The sequence below is a fragment of the Flavobacterium silvisoli genome (assembly GCF_004329815.1).
GTDB classification, from domain to species: Bacteria; Bacteroidota; Bacteroidia; order Flavobacteriales; family Flavobacteriaceae; genus Flavobacterium; species Flavobacterium silvisoli.
This window is the reverse complement of the sequence record NZ_SJPE01000006.1, coordinates 86,228-111,396: the sequence shown is the minus strand read 5'-3', so window position 1 is coordinate 111,396 and position 25,169 is coordinate 86,228. Positions and strand designations below refer to the sequence as shown.

The 25,169-nt window shown below is 39.0% G+C and carries 23 protein-coding genes and 1 tRNA gene; 6 read left to right on the top strand and 18 right to left on the bottom strand.

Annotation, left to right across the window (positions count from 1 at the left end):
* Positions 1-59: 59 nt before the first annotated feature.
* Genes EZL74_RS06825 through xrtF form a run of 5 tightly spaced genes read right to left on the bottom strand, consistent with a single transcriptional unit; the run spans position 60 to position 3,728 of the window.
* A complete protein-coding gene (locus tag EZL74_RS06825) occupies positions 60-461 on the bottom strand; it encodes an HYC_CC_PP family protein (RefSeq protein WP_131475853.1) in 402 nt (133 codons plus the stop codon).
* A 53-nt stretch (positions 462-514) separates the two neighbouring features.
* A complete protein-coding gene (locus EZL74_RS06820; protein ID WP_131475852.1) occupies positions 515-1,870 on the bottom strand; it encodes an MBL fold metallo-hydrolase RNA specificity domain-containing protein in 1,356 nt (451 codons plus the stop codon).
* Positions 1,867-2,703, bottom strand: coding sequence for an ATP cone domain-containing protein (locus EZL74_RS06815; RefSeq protein ID WP_131475851.1), 837 nt, complete (start codon positions 2,701-2,703; stop codon positions 1,867-1,869). The genes EZL74_RS06820 and EZL74_RS06815 overlap by 4 nt, the downstream gene beginning before the upstream one ends.
* A 46-nt stretch (positions 2,704-2,749) precedes the next feature.
* The gene (locus EZL74_RS06810; protein WP_131475850.1) at positions 2,750-3,196 is read right to left on the bottom strand and encodes an exosortase F system-associated membrane protein; all 447 of its coding nucleotides are present in this window, start codon (positions 3,194-3,196) and stop codon (positions 2,750-2,752) included.
* Entirely contained in the window at positions 3,171-3,728 is a 558-nt protein-coding gene (xrtF, locus tag EZL74_RS06805) for an exosortase family protein XrtF (RefSeq protein WP_131475849.1), read from the bottom strand. The genes EZL74_RS06810 and xrtF overlap by 26 nt, the downstream gene beginning before the upstream one ends.
* 71 nt (positions 3,729-3,799) lie before the next feature.
* On the opposite strand from xrtF, the gene EZL74_RS06800 reads away from it, so the two are divergent.
* The 6 genes from EZL74_RS06800 to rpe all read left to right on the top strand — a co-directional run bounded on the left by EZL74_RS06800 (position 3,800) and on the right by rpe (position 9,743).
* Positions 3,800-4,255 (top strand): GAF domain-containing protein, encoded by a 456-nt coding sequence (locus tag EZL74_RS06800; protein WP_131475848.1) that lies wholly within the window; start codon positions 3,800-3,802, stop codon positions 4,253-4,255.
* A 105-nt stretch (positions 4,256-4,360) separates the two neighbouring features.
* Positions 4,361-4,630, top strand: coding sequence for a 30S ribosomal protein S15 (gene rpsO / locus EZL74_RS06795; RefSeq protein WP_131475847.1), 270 nt, complete (start codon positions 4,361-4,363; stop codon positions 4,628-4,630).
* A gap of 144 nt (positions 4,631-4,774) precedes the next feature.
* On the top strand, positions 4,775-6,931 hold the full coding sequence (locus tag EZL74_RS06790) for a polyribonucleotide nucleotidyltransferase (RefSeq protein ID WP_131475846.1): 2,157 nt from the start codon (positions 4,775-4,777) through the stop codon (positions 6,929-6,931).
* A gap of 159 nt (positions 6,932-7,090) precedes the next feature.
* The gene (locus EZL74_RS06785) at positions 7,091-7,771 is read left to right on the top strand and encodes a hypothetical protein (RefSeq protein ID WP_131475845.1); all 681 of its coding nucleotides are present in this window, start codon (positions 7,091-7,093) and stop codon (positions 7,769-7,771) included.
* Positions 7,772-7,899: 128 nt separating this feature from the next.
* Positions 7,900-8,763 carry a sigma-70 family RNA polymerase sigma factor gene (locus EZL74_RS06780; RefSeq protein ID WP_026711939.1) on the top strand — a complete coding sequence of 288 codons (864 nt, stop codon included), beginning with the start codon at positions 7,900-7,902 and terminating at the stop codon, positions 8,761-8,763.
* Between the two features lie 317 nt (positions 8,764-9,080).
* The gene (rpe, locus tag EZL74_RS06775) at positions 9,081-9,743 is read left to right on the top strand and encodes a ribulose-phosphate 3-epimerase (protein WP_131475844.1); all 663 of its coding nucleotides are present in this window, start codon (positions 9,081-9,083) and stop codon (positions 9,741-9,743) included.
* Positions 9,744-9,914: 171 nt separating this feature from the next.
* Here the strand turns inward: rpe and EZL74_RS06770 are convergent.
* The 13 genes from EZL74_RS06770 to EZL74_RS06710 form a co-directional block, all read right to left on the bottom strand.
* A tRNA-Arg gene (locus EZL74_RS06770) sits at positions 9,915-9,988 on the bottom strand.
* Between the two features lie 66 nt (positions 9,989-10,054).
* Positions 10,055-10,504, bottom strand: coding sequence for a GatB/YqeY domain-containing protein (locus EZL74_RS06765; RefSeq protein WP_131475843.1), 450 nt, complete (start codon positions 10,502-10,504; stop codon positions 10,055-10,057).
* Between the two features lie 239 nt (positions 10,505-10,743).
* Entirely contained in the window at positions 10,744-12,690 is a 1,947-nt protein-coding gene (gene ftsZ / locus EZL74_RS06760; RefSeq protein WP_131475842.1) for a cell division protein FtsZ, read from the bottom strand.
* A 34-nt stretch (positions 12,691-12,724) separates the two neighbouring features.
* Entirely contained in the window at positions 12,725-14,110 is a 1,386-nt protein-coding gene (gene ftsA / locus EZL74_RS06755) for a cell division protein FtsA (RefSeq protein WP_131475841.1), read from the bottom strand.
* Between the two features lie 6 nt (positions 14,111-14,116).
* Entirely contained in the window at positions 14,117-14,839 is a 723-nt protein-coding gene (locus EZL74_RS06750) for a cell division protein FtsQ (protein ID WP_131475840.1), read from the bottom strand.
* 98 nt (positions 14,840-14,937) lie between these two features.
* Complete coding sequence (gene murC / locus EZL74_RS06745; RefSeq protein WP_131475839.1) at positions 14,938-16,278, bottom strand: UDP-N-acetylmuramate--L-alanine ligase; 1,341 nt, start codon at positions 16,276-16,278, stop codon at positions 14,938-14,940.
* A gap of 24 nt (positions 16,279-16,302) precedes the next feature.
* A complete protein-coding gene (murG, locus tag EZL74_RS06740) occupies positions 16,303-17,394 on the bottom strand; it encodes an undecaprenyldiphospho-muramoylpentapeptide beta-N-acetylglucosaminyltransferase (RefSeq protein ID WP_131475838.1) in 1,092 nt (363 codons plus the stop codon).
* Positions 17,395-17,420: 26 nt separating this feature from the next.
* On the bottom strand, positions 17,421-18,731 hold the full coding sequence (locus EZL74_RS06735; protein WP_131475837.1) for an FtsW/RodA/SpoVE family cell cycle protein: 1,311 nt from the start codon (positions 18,729-18,731) through the stop codon (positions 17,421-17,423).
* Positions 18,732-18,793: 62 nt separating this feature from the next.
* Positions 18,794-20,128, bottom strand: coding sequence for a UDP-N-acetylmuramoyl-L-alanine--D-glutamate ligase (murD, locus tag EZL74_RS06730; RefSeq protein WP_131475836.1), 1,335 nt, complete (start codon positions 20,126-20,128; stop codon positions 18,794-18,796).
* Entirely contained in the window at positions 20,128-21,354 is a 1,227-nt protein-coding gene (mraY, locus tag EZL74_RS06725) for a phospho-N-acetylmuramoyl-pentapeptide-transferase (protein WP_131475835.1), read from the bottom strand. The genes murD and mraY overlap by 1 nt, the downstream gene beginning before the upstream one ends.
* Positions 21,355-21,360: 6 nt before the next feature.
* Entirely contained in the window at positions 21,361-22,824 is a 1,464-nt protein-coding gene (locus EZL74_RS06720) for a UDP-N-acetylmuramoyl-L-alanyl-D-glutamate--2,6-diaminopimelate ligase (protein ID WP_161971710.1), read from the bottom strand.
* On the bottom strand, positions 22,821-24,830 hold the full coding sequence (locus EZL74_RS06715) for a penicillin-binding protein (protein WP_131475834.1): 2,010 nt from the start codon (positions 24,828-24,830) through the stop codon (positions 22,821-22,823). Before EZL74_RS06715 ends, EZL74_RS06720 begins: the two co-directional genes overlap by 4 nt.
* Positions 24,821-25,168: an FtsL-like putative cell division protein gene (locus EZL74_RS06710; protein ID WP_131475833.1), complete on the bottom strand. Its 348-nt coding sequence runs from the start codon at positions 25,166-25,168 to the stop codon at positions 24,821-24,823. The genes EZL74_RS06715 and EZL74_RS06710 overlap by 10 nt, the downstream gene beginning before the upstream one ends.
* Between the last annotated feature and the right edge of the window lies 1 nt (position 25,169).

The window sequence follows — 25,169 nt, the reverse complement described above, 5'->3', positions numbered from 1 at the left end:
TTCAATTGCAAACAATGCCCATCAGTACAACAAGCATTTTGAACGGAATTCAAATTAAATCAGGAATAGAAAGTGTATTGGCTGTACAAGAGATACAACGGAGGTGCATGAACATCACAGTAATAGGTGGTATTTTCTCTTGTTCTAAAATTGCGTTCCGGCACCAAAACCATCGGTGCCCAATGATTATCAACCGGTAAAAAGAGTGCGTCAAAAGACAAACTCTTAACGATGATAAGGTCTGATTTGACTTCAGCCTTTATAATTTTATCATTGCAGCATTTCGAATCTTTTTCCACCACCCCGCAGCAATCATCTTCAGCTTCATGGGGAGCAGAAACGGTACTCAAAGAAACCGAAGCTATTTCATCTTCACAATAATGCACATTAAAAGCCAATCCCAAGTTGGAAGCCAACAGGAAGAAGGTCAGTAAAATGCTTATGTGTTTTTTGAAATTCATGAGGCAAAGCTACTAAAATCAGACGAAGTAAAACTTAAAATAGTATTAAAACTTTACAGTTCAATCTCTTGTCCCATCATGGGAACGGTGCAGGCAAAACCGTACCGTTCCTGTACCTTGACTCGTAATTCATCAGCCGGCTGGTTTTCGCCGTGTACTAAAAAAACTTTTTGAGGTTTGGATTCGAGTTCCGAAAGCCAATTCAGTAAATCATTCTGATCACCGTGGGCTGACAATCCTTCTATTTCGAGAATTTTGGCCAAAACCGGATAATATTTGCCGTAGATTTTTACATCGGTAGCTCCTTCGAGCAGTTTTCTTCCGCGCGTTCCTTCGGCCTGGTAGCCTACTATGATTACCGTGGTTTCGGGTAGTCCGATGTACCGTTCCAAATAACTTAAAACTCTGCCTCCAGTCAACATTCCGCTGGCCGCAATAACTACTTTCGAACCTTTGTCAAAAATAGTATTGATGGTTTCCTGATAATCGGTATTCATGGTGAACATTTGACACATCTCTATACAATCACTTTCGGACAGTTTATGCCAATTTTTATTTTCTGTAAAAACTTCCAAAACACTAATCCCCATGGGAGTATCTATTATAAAAGGAATATCCGGGAGTTTGTCTTCTTTTTTCAACTGCCAGAGCAAATACATGATGCTCTGAACCCGCTCAACAGCAAAACTCGGAATGATAACGGTTCCGTTGATTTGGAATGCATTATTAATATAGGTTTCCAACAAAAGTTTTACATCTTCATCAGGATGGATTCGGTTGCCATACGTACTTTCCAGAAAAACATAATCTGCTTTTTTGGGTTTCACCGGCGCATACATCAGGACGTCATCATCGCGTCCGATATCTCCTGAAAAAACCAAAGTTTTATTTTCTACATTCAATTCTATAGAACACGCACCAATGATGTGACCTGCATTTTTAAAAACAGCGGTTATTTCCGCATCCAACATTACCTCTTCATTCGGTTTAACAACTCTGAACAGAGGAAATACTTTTTCGGTTTGTATCAAATCGTAAAGCGGTTCAGCGATTTCGTGTTTAGAGAATTTTTCTTTGTTGGCACGCTCGGCTTCTTCTTCCTGAATTTTGGCACTGTCTAACAAAATCAATTTGGTAATGTCTTTGGTGGGAGAAGTACAGTAAATTTTCCCTTCAAAACCTTGATTGACCAATCGGGGCAACCAACCGCAATGATCCAAATGGCCGTGGGTCAGCAAGACAAAATCTATGGTATTGGGCAAAACAGGTAACGGTTCCCAGTTGAGTTCCCTCAAAGGCTTGATACCCTGAAACTGTCCGCAATCAATCAGGATGCGGATTCCGTTACTTTCCACTAAAGTTTTGGAACCGGTTACTGTTCCGGCTCCGCCCAAAAATTTAATTTTCATAAGGTGCTGTATTTACAAAGTTCGGAAACTTCTTTGATCACATTTTTAATTCGGTTCGGACTTAATCCGATTTTCTCGAGTGCTTCTGTGTTGGTCAAAACTTCTTGTGCCAAAATAACATCAAGTACCAACAGTTTATCTTTTTCCACCGCGGTTAAGGTAGTCAGGCACGTTACCGGATATAATTGGTCTTCGTCAATTCGTTGGCGTAAACTACCTTTTGAAGGATAATCCCAACTGAGTAATTTTAATCCTGAGCAAGTAGCAAAAGTCATGGCATCAGAAGTAAAGCGGTTATTGGTAACTATCCAACAACCTGACAGTTTATCTTTTTTGGTGTAAATGGTATGATTTCTGTCTTTTAAATCGTTAAATCGGGATAAGATGTACATCGGAACTTTTACATCAGAATTGGATTCTCTTCCTGCGTGAAACTTACATTCTATCATTTCGATGTAATCGTTTTTCATGACCGCAACATCTATTTCGTGACCAACGCATTTGCCCGAAAGAAAAAGATTGGTTTGTGCCAAATACCCTTCGGAAATGAAAAGACGGGCTATGTATTTCTCGAAAAAGAATCCGGCCGGACCCAACATCTGAATGGCCGCCCGCAAATTATAGCGCGCGGCATGGGAATTGGATGATTTTTTGAGTAAGCTGAACGCGAGTTTATAGATTTTTTTGGTTGTAATTCCTTCGTAAATTTCGTCATCAATCTTTTTCAAGACCTCCTCCACTACTTGGATTCCGGCACCCGATTTGAGTAAAGAACTTTTTAATTTATCTCGATTAAAATCGACTATACTCCCCGAATGCTTTACTATTTTCATTTTATTTTCAGCTTAGAAACACCCGTAAAGTTATGAAAAAAGCGGATTACTTTTTCATCTGTTTCTGATAATAAAATGCCGGAATAAACAGCAAAATGAACAGAGGCTGAATCAAAAATCTTCGGATGTAAAAGAGAGTCATTTTACTTTCTTCGCCAAAAAAATGGAGGGTAAAAACAAAACTGATCATCAGTATAGAACCCAAAACCATGTAAAGCAACAGGGAAAACTTGACAATTTTAGTGTCTTTGAAAAGCACATACAGCAAGAACAATGAAATCACCGAATTAAGATAGAAGCGCATTCCCAAGCTGAAAAACAATTTAAAAACATTGATTTTCGGAAACGGAGCATGAGCGTACTCACTTTTGAAATAATCCAAAAACGGATCGTAAAACAATTGGTTTTCAAAAAGCCGAATGCCCGCAAGCAATCCGATTAAAACCATTGACCAAAATAATTTCTCTTTATTTTTTTGAAGCAGCTGCAGCATGTAATGAAAATTTATTAACCCAAATAACCCATAATAAAAAAACCACCCCGTAAATAATCAGCGGAAAAACAACACCGTGCAGCAATTGTTCGTATTGCGGAAAGTGATACAAGGCGATGCTCAAAAGAGCAATTCTTCCAACGTTAAGAACATGTATCAATACAATTCCAAAGAAAACAAACAAAACTGTCGACCTGAATTTACCGGTAAAAGCAATCACAAAAGCAACAAACAAAATCATAACACTTACAGCATTGCAGCCTTCAATGATTCGGGAAACGTATTTATTGTGGTAAAATAACTTTACACTAGGTTCACTTTGATGCGGCATAATAAAGGATTGATCATCAACCCAAGACAAAACGGTTTCAGTCTGCCCAGCTACCCATTGGGTAAAAGTGTCAACTTCCGATTTGGCAACATCAAACCGATTCAGATAAGCTTGATACAAAATGGTCAACACCAAATAAGTCAACAGAAATTTTCCCAGAAAAAGTAAAAAAGGTTTGTATTGCAGGAGCAGGTCTTTCAAAACAGAATTTTTAACAAATTTATATAAAATAAAAAAGGTGCAGTCGCTACTTTTGCATAAAAAAATTGAATATGAATTTCGAGAACTTAAAACCACAAGTCGTAAGCCTGCTTACCGAGGAGAATGTTGACAGAGACACCAAGCTCAAAAATCTATGCCAATTCTTATCTGACAGTGTTTCTTACTACAACTGGGTTGGTTTTTATTTTGCTAATCATGAAAACAAAACACTGCATTTGGGACCTTATGTTGGCGCCGAAACGGATCATACCGTAATTCCTTTCGGGAAAGGCATTTGCGGTCAGGTAGCCGAATCAAACGCTAACTTTGTTGTACCTGATGTATCGGCTCAGGATAATTACATCGCTTGTAGCTTTACGGTTAAATCGGAAATCGTAGTCCCTTTATTTGTAAACGGAATTAACATAGGTCAAATAGATATTGACAGCCATGTTCTTGACCCATTTACCGAGGCTGACGAACGCTTTTTGGAATTTGTAAATAACGAAGTGGCCAAACTTTTTTAAAATAATTTAGAAATCATCTTTCAAAATTGACATTTATTTCTATCTTTGCACCCGAATTGAGATAGCCTCAATTCATACATAATAATCATTTAAATAAATATTGGAATGTATTTAACTAAAGAAACAAAAGCTGAAATCTTCGCTAAACACGGAGGAAAAGCTGAAAACACAGGATCTGCTGAAGGGCAAATCGCTTTGTTCACATTCAGAATCTCTCACTTAACAGAACATTTGAAAAGAAATCGTCACGATTACAATACTGAGCGTTCGTTAGTCCTTTTGGTAGGTAAAAGAAGAAGTCTTCTTGACTACTTGAAGAAAAAAGATATCAACAGATATCGTGAGATTATAAAAGAATTAGGTATTAGAAAATAATACATATCTAAAGAGGTGCTTGCGCGCCTCTTTTTGTTTTATAAAAAAAAAAAGAAAAGTTTCGGTTTTTCATTGGGTTACAAACAACTACTACAACAACTACAACAACACAACTAACCTAATAGTTTAAACGAATTAATTTTTATGATTCCAAAAGTAACCCAAGAAAAAATCGATTTAGGAGATGGGAGAACCATCCTGATCGAAACCGGTAAATTAGCCAAACAAGCAGACGGTGCTGTAGTCGTAAGACTAGGCGACTGTATGCTTTTAGCAACTGCTGTATCAGCAAGAACATCAAATCCGGGCGTTGATTTTTTACCATTAACGGTAGATTATCGTGAAAAATTTGCCGCTGCCGGACGTTTCCCGGGCGGATTTTTCAAAAGAGAAGCACGTCCGAGCGACAGCGAAGTATTAACCATGCGTTTAGTAGACCGTGTTTTACGTCCGCTTTTCCCGGATGATTACCACGCTGAAACTCAGGTGATGATTCAGTTGATGTCGCACGACGAAAACGTAATGCCTGATGCTTTAGCCGGTTTGGCCGCCTCTGCTGCCCTAGCGGTTTCAGACATTCCTTTCTACAACCTGATTTCTGAAGTACGCGTAGCCCGCGTAGACGGGAAATTAGTCATCAACCCAAGCAAAGCCGATTTAGAAAGATCAGACATCGACATGATGATTGGTGCTTCTGCCGACTCTGTTTGTATGGTGGAAGGTGAGATGAAAGAAATCTCAGAAGCAGAAATGGTGGAAGCCATCAAATTTGCTCACGAAGCCATTAAAATTCAAATTCAAGCACAAGAACGATTGAGAGCCGCTGTTGGTTCTCCGGCTTACCGCGAATATGAAGGCGAGAAAGAAGATGAAGCCATTTATACTAAAGTAAAAGCAGCATCTTATGACAAATATTATGCTATTGCACAAGAAGCTTCAGCCAAAAGTGAAAGAGGTGAAAAATTTGCTGCTGTAAAAGAAGAAGTAAAAGCTTTATTTACAGAAGAAGAATATGCTGAAAATCCGGATTTAGCCGAATTGGTCAGCAAATACAACTACAAAACGCAAAAAGAAGCCGTGCGTAACGTTATCCTTGAAAAAGGCATTCGTTTAGACGGAAGAAAAACTACCGAAATCAGACCTATTTGGTGTGAGACTGATTACTTGCCTTCTGTACACGGTTCTTCCTTATTTACCCGTGGAGAAACACAAGCTTTGGCCACAGTAACTTTGGGAACTTCAAGAGAAGCCAATCAAATCGACTCGCCATCAGAACAAGGAGAAGAAAAATTCTACTTACACTATAATTTCCCGCCATTCTCAACCGGTGAAGCGAAACCTTTAAGAGGAACATCACGTAGAGAAGTAGGTCACGGAAATCTAGCACAACGTGCTTTGAAAAACATGATTCCTGCCGATTGTCCGTATACTATTCGTGTAGTTTCGGAAGTTTTAGAATCCAACGGTTCTTCTTCTATGGCTACGGTATGTGCCGGAACTATGGCCTTAATGGATGCCGGTGTACAAATGGTAAAACCGGTTTCCGGAATTGCAATGGGATTGATTACAGATGGTCAAAAATTTGCTGTTCTTTCGGATATCTTAGGAGATGAAGATCACTTAGGTGATATGGACTTCAAAGTAACCGGAACTAAAGACGGAATTACAGCTTGTCAAATGGACATCAAAATCGACGGTTTGCGTTATGACATCATGGAACAAGCATTAGACCAAGCACGTGAAGGTCGTATGCACATCTTAGGCAAATTAGTGGAAACTATTGCTACGCCAAGACCGGATGTTAAAAAACACGCTCCGAAAATCATTATGCGTACTATCCCGGGTAACTTTATAGGTGCTTTAATCGGACCAGGTGGAAAAGTAATTCAGGAATTGCAAAAAGCTACGGGCACTACCATCGTTATCAATGAAGTAGACGAGCAAGGCGTGGTTGAAATCTTAGGCACAGATCCGGATGGAATTGCAGCAGTATTGGCCAAAATTGACTCTATCGTCTTCAAACCTGAAGTTGGTGAAGCTTATGAAGTAAAAGTGGTTAAAATGCTTGATTTCGGTGCCGTTGTTGAATATACTAAAGCTCCGGGCAACGAAGTATTACTTCACGTGTCTGAATTAGCTTGGGAAAGAACTGAAAATGTTTCCGATGTAGTAAAATTAGGTGATGTGTTTATGGTGAAATACTTAGGTATCGACCCTAAAACACGCAAAGAAAAAGTGTCTAAAAAAGCACTTTTACCGAGACCTCCAAGAGAAGATAAAAAAGACGCTCCAAAAGGTTAAAACAGATTTTTATTAATTCATCAAAAAGCCCGACTCATCGCTGAGTCGGGCTTTTTGTTTGACACGTAGACAAATTGGAATTTGTTTTTTTTAAATAATAATTCCTTTCATCAAAATAAAATGCTTATCTTCATACAATTAACCATTTAAACACACATTATGAAAAAACTATTTTTATTCTTAATTCTTGGCGCATTAACATTATCATGCTCAAGCGACAGTTCTTCAGGCAGCAGTATTTCAAATACTCCTGAAGCAAAATCTCAATACGACAACAGCAACTTTGGAATTTATAAAGGAGTTTTTGTGGGGTCTTCGGGAACCGTTAATATAAATGTTAACAATGACGGAAGTATTGTTGCCATACTTGTTATTGACGGAACAACGTTTACTTACACCACAACAGAATCAGTAACTTTAAACTCAGTGATAAATGGCTTAACTTTCACAAACGGCAGTTCTTCATTTGACTTTAACGTTGATGCATCAGGTAATTCAGCCACTATTACCAATATTGTAATCAGCGGCCATCCAAACGCAAATATGTATGTCGTTAAGGAGTTTTCAGACGCATTAGTTAAATGTTATACGGGAAGTTTCTCAGGTGATGATTCAGGCGTTTTTAATCTCATAGTTTCTGAGGGAGAAATCAACGGTTTAGCTAAATCAAATTCCGGAAATGAGTCAATAATCTTGCAAGGAATGGAAACTAACAATGTAATAACCGGCAGTTTCAGCGACGGGACATTCAGCGGAAATGTGAGTGGTAATACTATCAGTGGCACTTGGCAAAATATAAGTTCTGAATCAGGAAATTGGTCCGGAACCAGAAAATTATAATAGTTTATGGAATTACAAAAAAAATCCTTTTCAAAATTTGAAAAGGATTTTTTTTTCAAAATTGTAACTTTTACCGTTTTCTTTACGTATAACAACCCGAACACTTTAAAGTAAAGGAGATAAAATAAATGAGACAGCTCAAAATCACCAAGCAGGTAACCAATCGTGAAACTGCTTCCCTAGACAAGTACCTACAGGAAATTGGAAAAGTTGACTTGATTACTGCCGATGAAGAGGTAGAATTGGCGCAACGCATCAAAGCAGGAGACCAAAGAGCTTTAGAAAAATTAACCAAAGCCAACTTACGTTTCGTAGTTTCGGTTGCCAAGCAATACCAAAATCAAGGATTAACGCTTCCCGATTTGATTAACGAAGGAAACTTAGGACTGATTAAAGCAGCGCAGCGTTTTGACGAAACCCGTGGTTTTAAATTTATTTCTTATGCCGTATGGTGGATTCGCCAGTCTATCCTTCAGGCTTTAGCCGAACAGTCGCGTATTGTTCGTTTACCCCTGAATAAAATCGGTTCCATCAATAAAATAAACAAAATGTACGCTTTATTAGAGCAGTCTAACGAGCGTGCCCCTTCTGCAGAAGAAATTGCAAAAGAATTGGATATGACCGTTAATGACGTTAAAGAGAGCATGAAAAACTCCGGTCGTCATTTATCAATGGATGCTCCACTAGTTGAAGGAGAAGACTCGAATCTTTATGACGTTTTACGCTCAGGAGAATCCCCAAATCCGGACAGAGAGTTGATTCATGAATCATTGCGCACCGAAATTGAACGTTCATTAGAAACTTTGACACCCCGTGAAGCAGACGTTGTTCGTTTGTACTTTGGTTTAGGCGATCAACATCCTATGACTTTGGAAGAAATTGGGGAAACTTTTGATTTGACTCGTGAACGTGTACGTCAGATAAAAGAAAAAGCTATCCGCAGATTAAAACACACTTCACGTAGTAAAATCTTAAAAACTTATTTGGGATAATAAAATAAGCAAATTTTAAGTCTGTTTTGTTTTGAAAAATAAAAAAAAGACTTTTATTTGCCTATATAAAATTGACAATTGGAATTTACCATAACCGCAACAACAGTCTGATTAACTGTTCGTTTTTTGATTGATGATTGAAACTCCGGCTGATTACCGGAGTTTTATTTTTTAGTCATATCTTGTTCAGATTCTTTAATTATAATTTACTTTTGCAGAAACAATACAAACTAACTTCAGCATTAAAAATGTTGAAAATTGATTCACTTAATTATATATTCATAAGATTCTGTGAAGCCTGCAAATTCCTTACAACCATGAAAAACACCCTAATCGCTCCATCAGTTTTAGCAGCAGATTTTGCTAACCTGCAACGTGACGTACAAATGATTAACAACAGTGAAGCTGACTGGTTTCATATTGACATCATGGATGGCGTTTTTGTTCCGAACATCTCTTTCGGAATGCCTGTTTTAGAAGCTATCGCTAAACATGCAAAAAAAACCATTGATGTTCACCTAATGATTGTTGAGCCTGACAGGTATATTAAAACTTTTGCCGCTTTAGGTGCTAATATCCTGACCGTGCATTACGAAGCTTGCACCCATTTACACCGAACACTCCAAGCCATCAAAGCTGAAGGTATGAAAGCGGGGGTAGCATTAAATCCGCATACCAATATTGCATTACTGGAGGATGTAATTAACGACATTGATTTGGTTTGTGTAATGAGTGTAAACCCGGGGTTTGGCGGCCAGTCTTTTATCGAAAACACCTATGAGAAAGTAGAAAAACTCAAAGAACTTATCATTCGAAAAAAAGCCAGGACCCTCATTGAAATAGATGGTGGTGTAACGGATAAAAACGCTAAAGCTCTGGCACAATCGGGAGCAGATGTCTTAGTGGCCGGAAGCTTTGTTTTTAAAGCCGATAATCCGACACAAACTATTGCCGATTTAAAGAAAACAGCCGGAATTTAATCTGATTTGAAGGTGCCGGGATTTTGCTACGCAAGTTCCCTCAAAGCTCCAATTTGAAAGTATAGGGATTTTGCTGCGCAAATTCCCTCAAAGCTCCGCTTTGAAAGAACAAAAAGAAGTAAAAATGCTCAAGCCAGCTTGGACATTTTTACTTCTTTTTGTTCTTATTCGTGACCGCGAAGGGATTCGAACCCCCAACCCTCAGAGCCGAAATCTGATATTCTATCCAGTTGAACTACGCAGCCATTTTTGAAAATCAGACTATTTAGATTTCAAAACTATTAGATGAATTCTAAGTCTGATCTTCTTTATTATGTTAATAATTTCTTTACTATAGTAGAAATGGTTTTTCCATCGGTTTGACCGGCTAATGCGGCTGAAGCTTTACCCATTACCTGACCCATTGCAGCCATGCCTGAGAAACCTCCCTCGGCAATGATAGCGGCTACCGCAGTTTCTACTTCGGCTTCGGATAATTGAGCCGGCAAAAACTTTTCTATAACGGCTACTTGCGCTAATTCGGGCTCTGCTAAATCAGCTCTGCCTTGTTCGTTATAGATGGCTGCACTGTCTTTTCTTTGTTTTACCAAACGCTGCAGTAACTTGATTTCTTCATCAGCGGACAAGGTTTCGCTGGCTCCTGCTTCTGTCTTAGCCAATATAATGCCTGATTTAATAGCTCTTAAAGCTTCCAGGGCAACGGTATCTTTTGCTCTCATGGCGTTTTTCATTTCGTCCATGATTTGGGTTTCTAAACTCATTCTTTTAGATTTTTAGATTATTAAACTCTAAGATTTTCTGAAAATCCAAGGTTGGCTTTTTAGCCCCGATGGGAGTGGCTACCGTGTAGCGCGGACAGCGGGAAAATGGATTACTGCAATTGCCCGAACCTATCGCTCCTGATTAAATCGATGTCGACTAAAAAGCTCTGCGAAGGTAAAAAAATAACCCGAAAATCTCAAGGAAATTTTCGGGTCATTTAGATTAGAAAAATGGCAGACTAATCTACATTATCGTGCAGGAATGAATTGTTGGTACGGATTTGTAAATCGTCATTACTATCGGTACCCAATGACATTCTTGAGTTTGTATTAGTGTCGGTATTGTTTGACAGATCAAGACCTAAACGTTTGTAAGCGGGTTCTTTTTCTAATTCCTCAATTCTTGACGGGTTGTTATGGAATTTGTAGTTGAACTCTTTTAATTTTTTTCTGCGTTCGTCAGCTCTGTGTTTTAAGGTTTCTTCGATGGTCATTTCAACCGGAGAAATATCTTCGAAGTGCATAACCGGTTGTGGCTTTTCAACTTCTGTTTGCGGTTGAGCTTTCATGACGATGTTTAACTCTTCGGCAACGGGCTCTTCAATCACTTTGGCCGCCGGTTTTGAGTTTAACAAGTCGTTTTCCAACTCCATATATTCCTCTAACGAGTATTTGATGATACCGCTTTCATTCAATTCTGTTACCGGAACGAATTGAACCGGTTCGTTTACCACTATATCATTGGCTTCTGATAAATCAAAAACAATTTTGTTTTCTTCAATTGCTTCGATTTTTTCAGGAGCTGATTTGGTTACCGGCATGTCAAATGTGAAGGTGATTTGCTCCTCTTCTTTGATGCTTTGCGGCTCAACCACTTTCATTTCTCTAACTTCGGGAGTGGTCACTTTGTAATCAATGTCCTTGATAGGCGACACTATTTCGAAAGTTACGTCTAAGTTGCGAATGAACTGGTTCATGGCTATTAACTCATTCTCGTCGATAGCGGCAGTAGGAGTAGCTGGTTTTTCCAACTCATCTTCGATTAATTCGAATACGATTTTCTCTTCTTTCGCTTCAATAGGCGTATCGATAGCTTTGAAAACTTCTACCGGTTTTTGGGTCAAATCGCGCACCAATTTTTGGTCGTCTTCCAAAGCATGAACGATTTTTTTAACTTCGGTGTTCACGATACCATTTTGTTGTTCCACGTTAAAACCCGTAGCAATAATCGTAACCGCAATGGCTTCTCCTAAGGTTTCATCTTCACCTACCCCCATGATGATATTGGCGTTGTAACCTGCTTCCGATTGGATGTGGTCATTGATTTCACCAATTTCATCAATAGTAATTTCGTTAGTACCAGAAACGATAAGCAACAATACGTTTTTGGCTCCTGAAATTTTATTATCATTTAACAACGGAGAATCTAGTGCAGAAATAATAGCCTCCTTTGCTCTATTGTCGCCGCTGGCAACAGAAGATCCCATAATGGCAGTTCCACTATTGGAAAGTACCGTTTTAGCATCTTTTAAGTCGATGTTTTGTGTGTAGTGGTGGGTAATTACCTCTGCGATACCGCGAGATGCTGTAGCCAACACTTCATCAGCTTTAGAGAAACCGGCTTTGAAACCTAAATTTCCGTATACTTCTCTTAGCTTATTGTTATTGATAACAATCAACGAATCGACTTGTTTTCTTAATTTTTCTACTCCTAACAACGCTTGTTCCGAACGCACTTTACCTTCGAACTGAAACGGAATCGTAACAATACCCACTGTCAGTATATCTCTTTCTTTGGCTAATTGCGCGATTACCGGAGCAGCACCTGTACCGGTTCCGCCACCCATACCGGCAGTAATGAATACCATTTTGGTATTGGTATCAAGCATTTTTTCAATTTCGCCCACACTTTCCAAAGCGGATTGCTGTCCTACATCAGGATTAGCTCCCGCGCCAAGTCCTTCGGTTAAATTCACTCCTAACTGAATCTTATTGGGTACCGGGCTGTTTTGAAGTGCTTGAGAGTCTGTATTACAAACTATAAAATCAACTCCTTTTATACCCTGTTTGAACATGTGATTGATAGCGTTGCTTCCGCCGCCACCAACACCGATTACTTTTATCACATTTGATTGGTTCTTTGGTAAATCAAATGAGATGCTTCCAAATTCTGAGTTGCTTATCATACTATTTTGGTGTTAGGTTTTATTCTGTTTATGCTTATTCTGCGTTATCTAAAAAATCTTTAATCTTGTCAACATAACGATCAAAAAATGACCTTCTTATCTTGCTTTCGGTGGTTTCGGTTTCAATTTTATTTACCGGCAATTCTACTTCATCCAAAATCTGCTCTTCCGGTTTTTCTTCTGTTACCGGTTGAAAAACCACTTGTTTTGGAGCCTCAGCTACAACTTCTTTCAGCTCTATTTTATAGGCACTGTTTGAGTTGTTTTGAACACTGTTCATCACCAATCCTACAGCTGTGGCAAACAAGGGACTTGAAATTTCTTCGCCTGAGTTTCCTGCCAAATGCTCATTCGGATATCCTATTCGAGTGTCCATTCCGGTGATGTACTCTACCAATTGTTTGATATGTTTCAAGTTGGAACCTCCTCCAGTCAACACTATTCCCGCAATTAATTTTTTACGCGGATCTTCATGACCATAGGCTTTGATTTCGGTAAAAACCTGTTCGATAATTTCAACCACGCGGGCGTGAATGATTTTCGACAAATTCTTAAGCGATATCTCTTTAGGGTCTCTTCCGCGCAAGCCCGGAATTGATACTATTTCGTTGTCTTTATTTTCTCCCGGCCAGGCAGAACCGAATTTTGTTTTCAAAAGCTCTGCTTGCTTTTCGATGATGGAGCAACCCTCTTTGATATCATCAGTAATTACATTACCGCCAAACGGCACTACGGCTGTATGACGAATAATTCCATCCTTAAAAATGGCCAAATCAGTTGTTCCTCCTCCTATGTCAATCAAAGCAACACCGGCTTCTTTTTCTTCCTGACTCAATACGGCATCAGCGGATGCCAACGGCTCTAATGTTAACCCCGACAATTCAATACCGGAACTTTGAATACATCTTCCCACATTGCGAATAGAAGACGCCTGCCCTACTACCACGTGAAAACTGGCTTCCAAACGGGCACCGTACATTCCGATGGGTTCTTTGATTTCGGTTTGTCCGTCGATTTTGAATTCTTGCGGCAATACATGGATGATTTCTTCACCCGGCAGCATGGCCAATTTATTTACCTGATCAATCAACAATTGAATATCTCTGCCGCTGATAACTTCTTCAGGATTTGTTCTGATAACATAATCCGTATGTTGAATGCTACGAATGTGCTGACCGGCTATACCAACCACCACATCATTAATTTTATATCCTGAATTATTTTCCGCTTCAAGAACTGCCTGCTGAATCGACTGGATGGTTTGCGTAATGTTGTTCACCACACCACGAGCCACTCCGAGACTTTTGGATTTGCCAACGCCTAAAATTTCTAATTTTCCATACTCATTCTTCTTGCCAATCATGGCAACAATCTTAGTCGTTCCAATGTCTAATCCGACAGCAATATTCTCTTTTTCCATAATCTTCTATTTAATGCACACCACTTGCTTGGTAAACTTCAGGTTGATTTTTCTGTATTTGTTCAGCGTACTGTCTGAAACAGCTTTTTGAAAAAATGCTTTATAATTTTTAAATTTTCTGTCGATGTTAATAGTTCGTCCGAAATCGATTTGAAAATCGTAATTTCTGTTCGCCATAATTAGGCTGCCGTTGGGCAAAATTTGCACTCCAATGATGTTTTTTTTCAAAAAATCATCTTCCGCTATCATTCTCAAAACTTCAGATAACTTCTCCTTCTTAACTACGCTTATTTCCCCCGATATCAGTGGCACTCTGGCAGTATAATTGTCTGACAACGGCATACTATTTCCTTCATTATCAATATAAAAAGAACCCGTTTCGTTAAACACTCGCCCAAGAGGTGTTTTTTGCTCCACTACTGCTTTTAAAACCCCATCAACACTGACAAACACATCGGCTTTTTCAATCAATTTTTGTTGGTTGATGGATTTTTCCAATTTATTCAAATCTAAATCAACTTTGTGGATTGTTTTTAGGTCCCTATTTTTTTCTATTAACAATTTATTAACCGTTTCGGGCTTCAAAAAAAGGTTCTTTTCACCCACAAAAACAACCTCTGTTTTCTTGATTTTTCGCATCTCATTTCGGTGCGAGGTGAACGAATACAGGAAGATTACAACCGCAATCATCAAAACCAATCTGATATTTGTCCAAGTGAAAATTTTCATATGTCTTTCATATTTGTTTTTTAAAATGTCATATGGAATACGCCAGTTTTAAACAACATCTTTTTTATTCATTTTTGTTTGCCAAAAAACTGGCAATTTCACAGTAATGCCTGTTTAATTTTCGGAACTAATTCGCCTATATCACCCGCTCCGATTGTTACAATAATTTCGGCATCATTAGCCAAAATTGTCGGAATTAAATCGGTTTTGGATATCAATTTTTTATTTGGATTTTCCATTTTGGCCAGTAACCATTCGGAAGTAATTCCTTCCATTGGTAATTCTCGCGCCGGATAAATATCCAACAACAGAATTTCGTCGAATTGCGATAAGCTTTTGGCAAAATCATCGGCAAAATCTTTGGTGCGGCTGAACAAATGAGGCTGAAAAACAGCTAACACTTTTTTGTTCGGATACAACTCGCGTACCGCCTGGTGCACCGCGTTGATTTCGGTAGGATGATGCGCATAATCATCAATATACACCAGCTTTTCAGACTTTATCTGATAAGAAAACCTGCGTTGTATTCCTTTAAATGATGCCAGGGCTTTAGCAATGGACTCGGTTGGGGTACCATAAGTTTTAGCCATCGCCAAAGCCATCAGGGCATTCATTAAATTGTGTCTTCCGGGCAAACCGAACTGCAGATTATACATTGTTTCCGATGGTGTTTGTACATCAAAAACATAAAAACCGTTTTCAATCCGGATATTGAAAGCCTTATACGTTGACTCTTGTTCTATCCCGGTAGTTAAACCTTCCAAAGGCAACCCTTTCGGAACAAATAAATTATTTTTATTTTCTACTTTGGCAGCGAATTCACGGAAGGAATCCTCAATCGCCGATTTATCGCCATAAATATCCAAATGGTCGGCATCCATAGAAGTTACACAGGCAATATCGGGATGCAAATGCAAAAACGAACGGTCAAACTCATCGGCTTCAACCACTGTTACCGTTTTTCCGTTTCCTATCAAATTAGAATGATAATTCTCTACAATTCCACCCAAAAAAGCTGTCACATCAGCACCGCTTTGGTATAAAATATGCCCCAGTATACTGGAAGTCGTTGTTTTTCCGTGAGTTCCCGCTACAGCAAAACAAAAAGTATCTTTGGTGATAATCCCCAATACTTCAGCTCGTTTTTTTACAGTGTAGTTTCTCTCCAGAAAATAATTCCACTCCGAATGTGATATTGGAACAGCCGGCGTTACAATGACCAAAGTGTTTTCGGCATAATAATCGGCCGGAATTAAATTGATATTGTCTTCAAAATGAATGCTCATCCCTGCCGCTATCAGCTCATCTGTTAACATGGTTGGCGTTTTGTCATAGCCCGAAACATTCTTTCCAATATTTTGAAAATAACGCGCCAAGGCACTCATTCCGATGCCTCCGATGCCGATGAAATAGACGTTATGGATTTGACTTAAGTTCATTTTATAGCAACTGTGTTACCTGATTTATTTAATTAATTTTATAATTTCTTCTACTATATCTTTTGTAGCATTTGGTTTACCCAAAGCTTTACAGTTTTTACCCAATTCCTTTTGGAGAACTTCATCAGCAATCAAATCGGAAAAAGTAGTTTCAAACTTTTCGTCCAGCTCATTTTCCCGCAACAGTATGGCTCCTCCTTTGTCTGCAATTGCTTTTGCGTTTTTGGTTTGATGGTCTTCAGCAACATTGGGTGACGGAATAAAAATCACCGGTTTCCCTACCAAACACAACTCAGAAACCGAAGAAGCTCCGGCACGCGAAATCACAAAATCGGCAGCAGCATAAATCAAATCCATTCGGTCGATAAAAGCAACAACTTGTACATTTGCCTTTTCGTTGAAGTGTTTATATTCTTCGAAATACAATTTGCCGCACTGCCAATAAACCTGCACACCACTGTTTAAAATAAAATCGAGTTCTTTGGCTAGTAACTGATTTATTCTTCTGGCACCCAAACTTCCGCCCAAGATTAACAGTGTTTTTTTATTCGAATCTAATTTGAAATAGTTGATTCCTTCGTTTCTTTTCGCTTCCACATCCAACAAATCCTGACGCACAGGATTACCGGTAAAAACAATTTTATCTTTTGGAAAGAAACGTTCCAAATTTTCATAAGCCACACAAATGGCGTTGGCTTTTTTACTCAACAATTTATTGGTAATTCCGGGATACGAATTTTGTTCCTGAATCACCGTTGGTATGTTTAAACTGTTTGCCATTTGTAACAATGGTCCGCTGGCGAAACCACCGGTACCGATTACCACATCGGGCTTAAAATTTTTTATGATTTGACGCGAATTCCACAAACTGCTGATCAGTTTTAATGGGAACATCATGTTCTGTAATGTCAATTTTCGCTGTAAACCTGCAATCCACAATCCTTTGATCGGGTAACCGGCTTGCGGCACTTTTTGCATTTCCATTTTGTCTTTGGCTCCTACAAAAAGAAACTCAGCATCGGGAAAACGCAACTTTAATTCATTGGCGATAGCCACAGCAGGATAAATATGTCCACCTGTACCTCCACCGCTTAATATGAATTTTAACTTCTTCATTTATGATTTTAATTTCCGCAAATACGCTAGCTTTTCTTTAAAATTGGTTCCAAAGGATTTGCCTTATCTTCTATGGAATAATTCTCCATCTCAACTTGTAAGGCAGATTGTTCAGCCGCCTCCTCTTCTTGCAATTGTTTATCTATCATGCGCTGCAACGCATCCTCTCGTTTTTGTTTTTCGGCCAGTTCTTCGGCAATTTCTTCTTCTTTTTTGGTAACACTCAAAATAATTCCCAAAGCAATACATGTCATCCAAATAGAACTTCCACCGGAACTTATTAAGGGCAAGGTTTGTCCGGTTACCGGTAATAATTCAACCGCAACCGCCATATTGGTCATGGCCTGAAAAATAATGGGAAAGCCCAAACCTATCACGACCAGTTTTCCAAAAGTCGAATTGGCTTTGTGCGCTGCCACGACAAATCGGAATAACAACAACATATATAATCCCAAGACTAATAATCCTCCGAAGAGTCCGTATTCTTCAACGATAATGGCGTAGATAAAATCGGAAGACGATTGAGGCAAAAAGTTCTTCTGTACACTTTTACCCGGACCTAAACCATAAATTCCGCCCGAGGCAATAGCAATTTTGGCCTTTTCAATTTGATAATCATCTTCATCAGGTTTGTCGCTGGTAAAATTATCAATACGGTTAATCCAAGTATCTACACGGTTTGGAAAAGCATCCGGAAAGGCTTTGGCGACTAAGATGAAAAATGTGAGTCCTACAATTCCCGCTCCAATGATAATTCCGATGTATTTCAACGGATATTTGCCAATAAATGCCAACATCATTACCATTGAAAAGATCAAAGCAGCCGTTGATAAGTTGGCCGGAAGAATTAACATTAGCGTGATAAAAACCGGTGTCCACAATTCCCACAAAGACGATTGGAATGTGATGGGAGTTTCACGGGTTTTAGACAAATATCTGGCCACAAAAACATACAGTACTATAGAGGCCAAAGTTGACGTTTGGAATGTTATACCGATAAACGGAATCTGTATCCATCTACTGGCGTTGGCTCCTTCTATCACCGTTCCTTTGAGCAATGTATAAATCAACAACAGCCAAACCACAGGCAACAGGAATCGCGATATGGCTCTGAAATAATGATATGGAATTTTATGAACTTTGTATAAAATAAAGAACCCAACAAATACCTGCGCTCCGTGTTTCAACAAGTAAGTCAATGCATTTCCGGAACCATGGCGCATGTAAGCCAAATTACTACTGGCACTAAACACAGGCATAAACGAAAACAACGCCAAAAGAGCTACGAAGGCCCAAATGACTTTATCTCCTTTTAAACTGTGAATAAGTTCTTTCATCTCTTTTTGTTTTAGCTATCAGCAATTAGCTTTTAGTATTGTTTACTTCTTACTGACAGCGCTTATAAATTTTGTACCGCAGCTTTAAACTGTTTTCCTCTGTCTTCGTAGTTTTGAAATAAATCAAAACTCGCACAAGCCGGTGATAACAAAACAACATCTCCTTTTTCGGCTATGTGACTGGCCGTATTGACAGCATCACGCATGTTATCAACTTCCACCATCATATCAACCACATTACCGAATGCATCAACGATTTTTTTATTGTCAATTCCTAGACAAATAATAGCCTTTACTTTTTCGCGAACCAAAGGCATTAACTCGGCATAATCATTTCCTTTGTCAACCCCTCCGACAATCCAAACCGTTGGCGCTGTCATACTGTCTAAAGCAAAGAAAGTGGCATTTACATTGGTTGCTTTACTGTCGTTGATGTATTGCACATTCTGAATTTTGAGTACTTTTTCCAAACGATGTTCAACTCCTTGAAAATTAGACAAACTCTCACGAATGGTTTCCTTTCTGATTTTCATTAATTGTGCCACTGAAGTAGCAGCCATAGCGTTTTTCAGATTGTGTTTTCCTTCCAATGAAACCTCTGCAGTTTTCATTTCAAATTCCTCGTTGTTGATGATGATGTCCATAGTTTCGTTTTTTATAAAAGCTCCGTTTTCAAAGGTTTGGGTTAGTGAAAAAGGAATTAGTTTAGCATTTGTTTTGTTTTGTCGTAACCAGCCCGAAATGGCTTCATCATCAGCATCGTAAATGAGGTAATCCTCTTCGGTTTGGTTTTTGGTTATTCTGAATTTTGACTCTATATAATTTTCATATTTGTATTCGTACCGGTCTAAATGATCGGGACTGATGTTAGTGATGATGGCAATTTCAGGTTTGTACTTGATGATTCCGTCTAACTGAAAACTGCTCAATTCCAACACATAGTACTCATAGTTTTCTTCGGCCACCTGCCAGGCAAAACTTTTACCGATGTTACCTCCTAATCCTACATTCAATCCTCCTTCTTTCAACAGATGGTAGGTCAACATGGTAGTGGTGGTTTTTCCGTTACTTCCCGTGATTCCGATTGTTTTTGCCTTAGTAAATTCAGAGGCAAATTCGATTTCAGAAATCACCGGAATTCCCTTTTCGAACAGCTTTTTGACTATCGGCGATTTCTCCGGAATTCCCGGGCTTTTCATCACCACAGTAGCATTGAGAATCAAAGGCTCAGTATGCTGCTCTTCTTCCCATCGGATTTCGTATTTATTAAGAACGTCTTTGTACTTTTCTTTTATTTTTCCAAAGTCGGAAACGAATACATCGAATCCTTCTTTTTTTCCTAAAATGGCTGTACCTACACCACTTTCTCCTCCGCCCAGTACTACTAATCTTTTCATTATCTTAATTTCAAAGTCACTATGGAAACGATAGCCAACAATATGGCCACAATCCAAAAGCGGGTTACAATTTTACTTTCGTGATAGCCTTTCTTCTGGTAATGATGGTGCAATGGCGACATCAGAAAAATGCGTTTTCCTTCGCCAAAACGTTTTTTGGTGTACTTAAAATAAGATACCTGAAGAATCACAGACAGATTTTCGGCAAAGAAAATGGCACATAAAACCGGCAGCAACATTTCTTTTCTGACAGAAATAGCCAATACGGCAATGATTCCTCCAATGGTTAAACTTCCTGTATCTCCCATAAAAACCGAAGCCGGGTATGAATTGTACCAAAGAAATCCGACCAAAGCGCCCACGAAAGCCGAAATGAAAACGGTCATTTCTCCCGAATTAGGGATGTACATAATGTTGAGATAGCTCGACAACATAAGGTTCCCCGAAACGAATGTGAAAATTCCGAGTGCCAGAACCGAAATAGCAGAAGTTCCTGCGGCTAAACCATCAATTCCATCCGTCAGATTGGCTCCGTTAGAAACCGCAGTGATGATAAAAATAACTATCGGAATAAATACCAACCACGCCCAGTTTTCATAGCCATCACCGGTCCACTCTATGATTTTGGCATAATCCAATTCATTGTTTTTCATGAAAGGAATTGTCGTAGCGGTCGACTTGCTTTCTGTCGGCGCCTGATACACCACATCCTGTGACTGATTGAAGGTAATCGGAGTATTCGCCTTTTCTCTTACTGTAACACCGGGATGGAAATACAAAACGGAACCTACGATAAGCCCCAGACCCACCTGTCCTATAACTTTGAAAATTCCTTTCAATCCTTGTTTGTCTTTCTTGAAAATTTTGATGTAATCGTCAATAAAACCGATAGTCCCCATCCAAAGCGTGGTAACTATCAGCAGGATGATGTAAATGTTATTCAACTTAGTCAATAACAAAACCGGAATCAAAGTAGCCGTTATAATAATCAATCCCCCCATGGTTGGCGTTCCCGCTTTTTGGGTTTGACCTTCTAATCCCAATTCTCTTACAGTTTCGCCCACTTGTTGGTTTCTCAGGAAGTTGATGATTTTTTTTCCGTAAATGGTAGAAATCATCAGCGAAAGGATTAACGCCAAAGCCGAACGAAAAGTAATATACTGAAAGACTCCCGTTCCCGGAACATCCATAGTTTTGTCGAGGTATTCAAATAAATAATAGAGCATATAAGTTTATTTATTTAGTTGTTCTAAAAATTCTTTTACGATTTTCATATCATCAAAATCGTAACGCACTCCGTTGATTTCCTGATACGTTTCGTGACCTTTACCGGCAATCAGTATAATATCATTGGGTCCGGCCAGTTGGCAAGCTGTTTTAATAGCTTGTTTTCTGTCGACAATAGACAATGTTTTTCTTTGATTTTGTGCTTCAACTCCTTTTTCCATATCGGCAATAATGTCAATCGGGTCCTCTGTTCTCGGATTATCCGAAGTGATGATTACTTTATTACTCATAGAAGTGGCAATATGCGCCATTACCGGTCTTTTGGTTTTATCGCGGTCACCACCACAACCGACTACCGTTATGAGTTGTTCGTTATTGGATCGGATGTCGTTGATGGTTTTCAAAACATTTTCCAGAGCATCCGGTGTGTGAGCATAATCAACAATGGCAGTGATTTTGTGATCAGAAACTATGAATTGAAAACGTCCGGAAACGCTCTCTAATTCAGATAACAAACGCAAAACTTCCAATTTGTCCAATCCCAATTCCACTGCTGTTCCGTAGATAGCTAACAAATTATAGGCATTGAACGTTCCTATCAATCGTACCCAAACTTCATTGTCATTAATTTTAAGCAACAGTCCTGACAATTGGTTTTCCAAAATCTGGGCTTTATAATCAGCATAGGATTTCAAGGCATACGTCAACTTGCGGGCAAACGTATTTTGCAACATAATCAGCCCATTTTTGTCATCAATATTGGTTAAAGCAAAAGCCGTTTTAGGCAAGTGATCAAAGAACGATTTTTTGACATCGCGGTATTCAGCGAAAGTTGGGTGATAATCCAAATGATCATGAGACAAATTGGTAAAAACACCTCCTGCAAAAAGTAGCCCTTCGGTGCGTTTTTGGTGAATTCCGTGTGAGCTCACTTCCATGAAGCAATACTCAACCCCCACTTCGCTCATTTCGGCTAAATAATAATTGATGGTCAACGAATCCGGCGTGGTGTGTGTGGCTTTGTACTCGGTATCATCTACCATAATTTTAACCGTAGACAGCAAGCCCACTTTATATCCTGCTTTTTTGAATAATTGGTACAGGAGTGACGCAATAGTTGTCTTTCCGTTTGTACCGGTAACCCCTACCAATTTCAGATTATGCGACGGATTACCGTAAAAATTGGCAGCCATAAAAGCCAAAGCCGAATTGGTATCTTTCACCTGAATATAGGTAACACCGGTCACAATAATTTCGGGCAAAGTATCACAAACAATCGCGATTGCCCCCAGGTTTATGGCTTTTTCAATAAAGTCATGCCCATCTGAAACCGTTCCCCGTATGGCTACAAACACATCATTTTCCTGAATTTTTCGAGAGTCAAATTCAATTTTATTGATGACCATATCTGTCGAACCCTTAACGACTTCGATACCAACTTTGTATAATATGTCTTTTAAAATAATCACGATAATTCGAGTATGATGATTTTGTTTTTATCAATAGCTTCTCCGGGTTGCACGGATTGCTTTTTCACTTTTCCGACACCGATAACTTTTACTTTCATTTTCAAGTTTTCCAAAAGGGCTACAGCATCCATACCACTCATGCCTTTCACATTGGGAACAGCTTTGGTCTCTTGTTGCAGTTTGATGGCATATTCTTCATACGCCTTCTCTTGTTTGTTTATTTTTCGGTTTAGATTTTTAATCTCGTTGGTTGAGGGAGCATCGGTAAAAATCTTTTGTGCTATGCGTTTAAAAACCGGACCGGCTACATCAGCACCGTAGTAATTATTGCCTGATGTATTGGGTTTATGAACCACTACTATACAGGAATATTTTGGATTTTCTACCGGAAAAAAACCAACAAAAGAGGAAATATAATGTTTCTCGGAACCTCCGTTTTTACCATAATTGGCCTGAGCCGTTCCCGTTTTTCCGGCCATTGAGAAATCTTTAGAATACAATTTCGATCCGGTTCCTCTTTTAACCACATTTTGAAGAACTTCTTTCAGCTTTTTGACCGTTTCATTCGAACAAATTTTCGGATTGATAATTTGTTTGTCGTATTTTTTGATGGTCTTGTTCCATTCTTTAATTTCAGAAACAAATTGCGGTTTTACCATTTCTCCATTGTTGGCAATGGCATTATACAGAGTGAGTGTTTGCAAGGGTGTTATAGAAACTCCGTATCCAAAAGCCATCCAGGGCAATGAAATAGCACTCCAATGTTTATCACCCGGTTGCGGAATATAGGGCTTCCCCTCTCCTTGAAACGGTAAGCCTAATGGCTGATTCAATCCCATTCTGTCAATTCGATCAACAAATTCTTTTGGATTATTTTTATAATTGTCATACACCGCTTGCACTAAAACTGTGTTAGAAGACACTTCAAAGCCTCGAGCCAAAGAAATCTTACCATATCCCCCTTTGTGTGAATCGCGTACTTTTTTACCTCGGTAGTCAATTTCACCGCCACGGCTGTCAAACACATGACTGGTATCAACTTTTCCGTCATCCAGCAAAGCAATCATGTCAACCAATTTGAAAGTAGAACCCGGTTCGTGAGCTTCGGCTATAGCATAATTGGTTGTTTCAAAATAGGTTGAATCGCTTTCTTTTAATTTTCCTAAGTTGGAAATGGCTTTGATTTTTCCGGTTTTAGTTTCCATTACCACCACACAACCGTGCTCAGCTTTGTAATCTTTCAATTGTTTAAGCAAAGCATGATGAGCAATATCCTGAATGTAAACATCAATAGTCGAAATGACGTCATAGCCGTCCTGCGGATCAATCTCGTTTATATCGCGAATGGGTTTCCATTGCCCTTTGGCAATTTTTTGCTTTAAAACTTTACCGTCTTTTCCGTTTAAATATTTTCTGAAAGACCACTCAATCCCCTTGCCATCCGGCTTTCCTTCGGGAGTAATTCTTTCGTAACCGATAGTTCGCTCGGCAATTTTTCCAATAGGATGCTCACGAACGGTTTCTTGCTCGGTTATCATGCCTCCTTTGTTAGCCCCCAAATTAAAGAGCGGAAAACTCTTCACCTTCATGTATTCGGTATAACTCAAATCTCGGGCAACCAGTAAATACCTGTTTTTATTGGAACGCGCCATGCGCAACTGAGTGTGGTAATAGCTGCTTGGTTTTCCAAACATTAACGAAAGTGAATCGGATAATGCTTTTACATTCTTTTCAAATGACTCCTCTTTAGGTGCCACAGCGTCAAACCGAATATTGTAATTCGGAATAGACGTGGCCAGCAAACTGCCGTCAGCGGAATAGATATTCCCTTTATTAGCCGGAATCACAAAGTTTTTCACTGTTCTTTCTTTGGCTAATTCTCTGTAACGGTCACCTTCAACCCACTGAATTTTGGTGAGTTTGAACGTAATCGCTATAGCCATCAGAAAGATGCCGAAAGCAACCAGGTATATGCGGTAAGAGATATGTTTATCTTCTATTTCCATAGTCGTTGAAAGAAACTTTTTTCAGCCGGTTTTGTAACTTTTATTTTTTGCGGCGGAACCGAAGAAGGGAAAATTTTTCGCTCTTCCATTTTTTCCGAAACGGTCGATTCCATTTTTAATTTCATTAGCTCGGAGCGTTTGTCTACGAATTCGGAACGCAACTCTTTTACTTCATTGGTCAATTCTGCAATTCTGAAAACTTTTTCGTCATAATTATGCCCATAGGCAATCATCAGTATGGCCAAAAAGATGCAGAACACGATGAATCTCCAGTTTTTGGTAGCATCTTCATTAACCAGAAATCGAGCTTTTAGTATACCGTAAACACCTTTTCTCATA

What these genes read in the sequence shown, in the direction of transcription:
- EZL74_RS06785 (WP_131475845.1), top strand. Translation starts at nt 7,091, where the DNA reads ATGAAAAAACTATTTTTATTCTTAATTCTTGGCGCATTAACATTATCA.
- EZL74_RS06750 (WP_131475840.1), bottom strand. Translation starts at nt 14,839, where the DNA reads ATGAAAATTTTCACTTGGACAAATATCAGATTGGTTTTGATGATTGCG.
- EZL74_RS06825 (WP_131475853.1), bottom strand. Translation starts at nt 461, where the DNA reads ATGAATTTCAAAAAACACATAAGCATTTTACTGACCTTCTTCCTGTTG.
- EZL74_RS06765 (WP_131475843.1), bottom strand. Translation starts at nt 10,504, where the DNA reads ATGAGTTTAGAAACCCAAATCATGGACGAAATGAAAAACGCCATGAGA.
- ftsA (WP_131475841.1), bottom strand. Translation starts at nt 14,110, where the DNA reads ATGGAAAAAGAGAATATTGCTGTCGGATTAGACATTGGAACGACTAAG.
- EZL74_RS06710 (WP_131475833.1), bottom strand. Translation starts at nt 25,168, where the DNA reads ATGAGAAAAGGTGTTTACGGTATACTAAAAGCTCGATTTCTGGTTAAT.
- EZL74_RS06800 (WP_131475848.1), top strand. Translation starts at nt 3,800, where the DNA reads ATGAATTTCGAGAACTTAAAACCACAAGTCGTAAGCCTGCTTACCGAG.
- EZL74_RS06815 (WP_131475851.1), bottom strand. Translation starts at nt 2,703, where the DNA reads ATGAAAATAGTAAAGCATTCGGGGAGTATAGTCGATTTTAATCGAGAT.
- murG (WP_131475838.1), bottom strand. Translation starts at nt 17,394, where the DNA reads ATGAAGAAGTTAAAATTCATATTAAGCGGTGGAGGTACAGGTGGACAT.
- EZL74_RS06735 (WP_131475837.1), bottom strand. Translation starts at nt 18,731, where the DNA reads ATGAAAGAACTTATTCACAGTTTAAAAGGAGATAAAGTCATTTGGGCC.
- murD (WP_131475836.1), bottom strand. Translation starts at nt 20,128, where the DNA reads ATGAAAAGATTAGTAGTACTGGGCGGAGGAGAAAGTGGTGTAGGTACA.
- EZL74_RS06820 (WP_131475852.1), bottom strand. Translation starts at nt 1,870, where the DNA reads ATGAAAATTAAATTTTTGGGCGGAGCCGGAACAGTAACCGGTTCCAAA.
- mraY (WP_131475835.1), bottom strand. Translation starts at nt 21,354, where the DNA reads ATGCTCTATTATTTATTTGAATACCTCGACAAAACTATGGATGTTCCG.
- rpe (WP_131475844.1), top strand. Translation starts at nt 9,081, where the DNA reads ATGAAAAACACCCTAATCGCTCCATCAGTTTTAGCAGCAGATTTTGCT.
- murC (WP_131475839.1), bottom strand. Translation starts at nt 16,278, where the DNA reads ATGAACTTAAGTCAAATCCATAACGTCTATTTCATCGGCATCGGAGGC.
- EZL74_RS06790 (WP_131475846.1), top strand. Translation starts at nt 4,775, where the DNA reads ATGATTCCAAAAGTAACCCAAGAAAAAATCGATTTAGGAGATGGGAGA.
- ftsZ (WP_131475842.1), bottom strand. Translation starts at nt 12,690, where the DNA reads ATGATAAGCAACTCAGAATTTGGAAGCATCTCATTTGATTTACCAAAG.
- EZL74_RS06780 (WP_026711939.1), top strand. Translation starts at nt 7,900, where the DNA reads ATGAGACAGCTCAAAATCACCAAGCAGGTAACCAATCGTGAAACTGCT.
- rpsO (WP_131475847.1), top strand. Translation starts at nt 4,361, where the DNA reads ATGTATTTAACTAAAGAAACAAAAGCTGAAATCTTCGCTAAACACGGA.
- EZL74_RS06810 (WP_131475850.1), bottom strand. Translation starts at nt 3,196, where the DNA reads ATGCTGCAGCTGCTTCAAAAAAATAAAGAGAAATTATTTTGGTCAATG.
- EZL74_RS06715 (WP_131475834.1), bottom strand. Translation starts at nt 24,830, where the DNA reads ATGGAAATAGAAGATAAACATATCTCTTACCGCATATACCTGGTTGCT.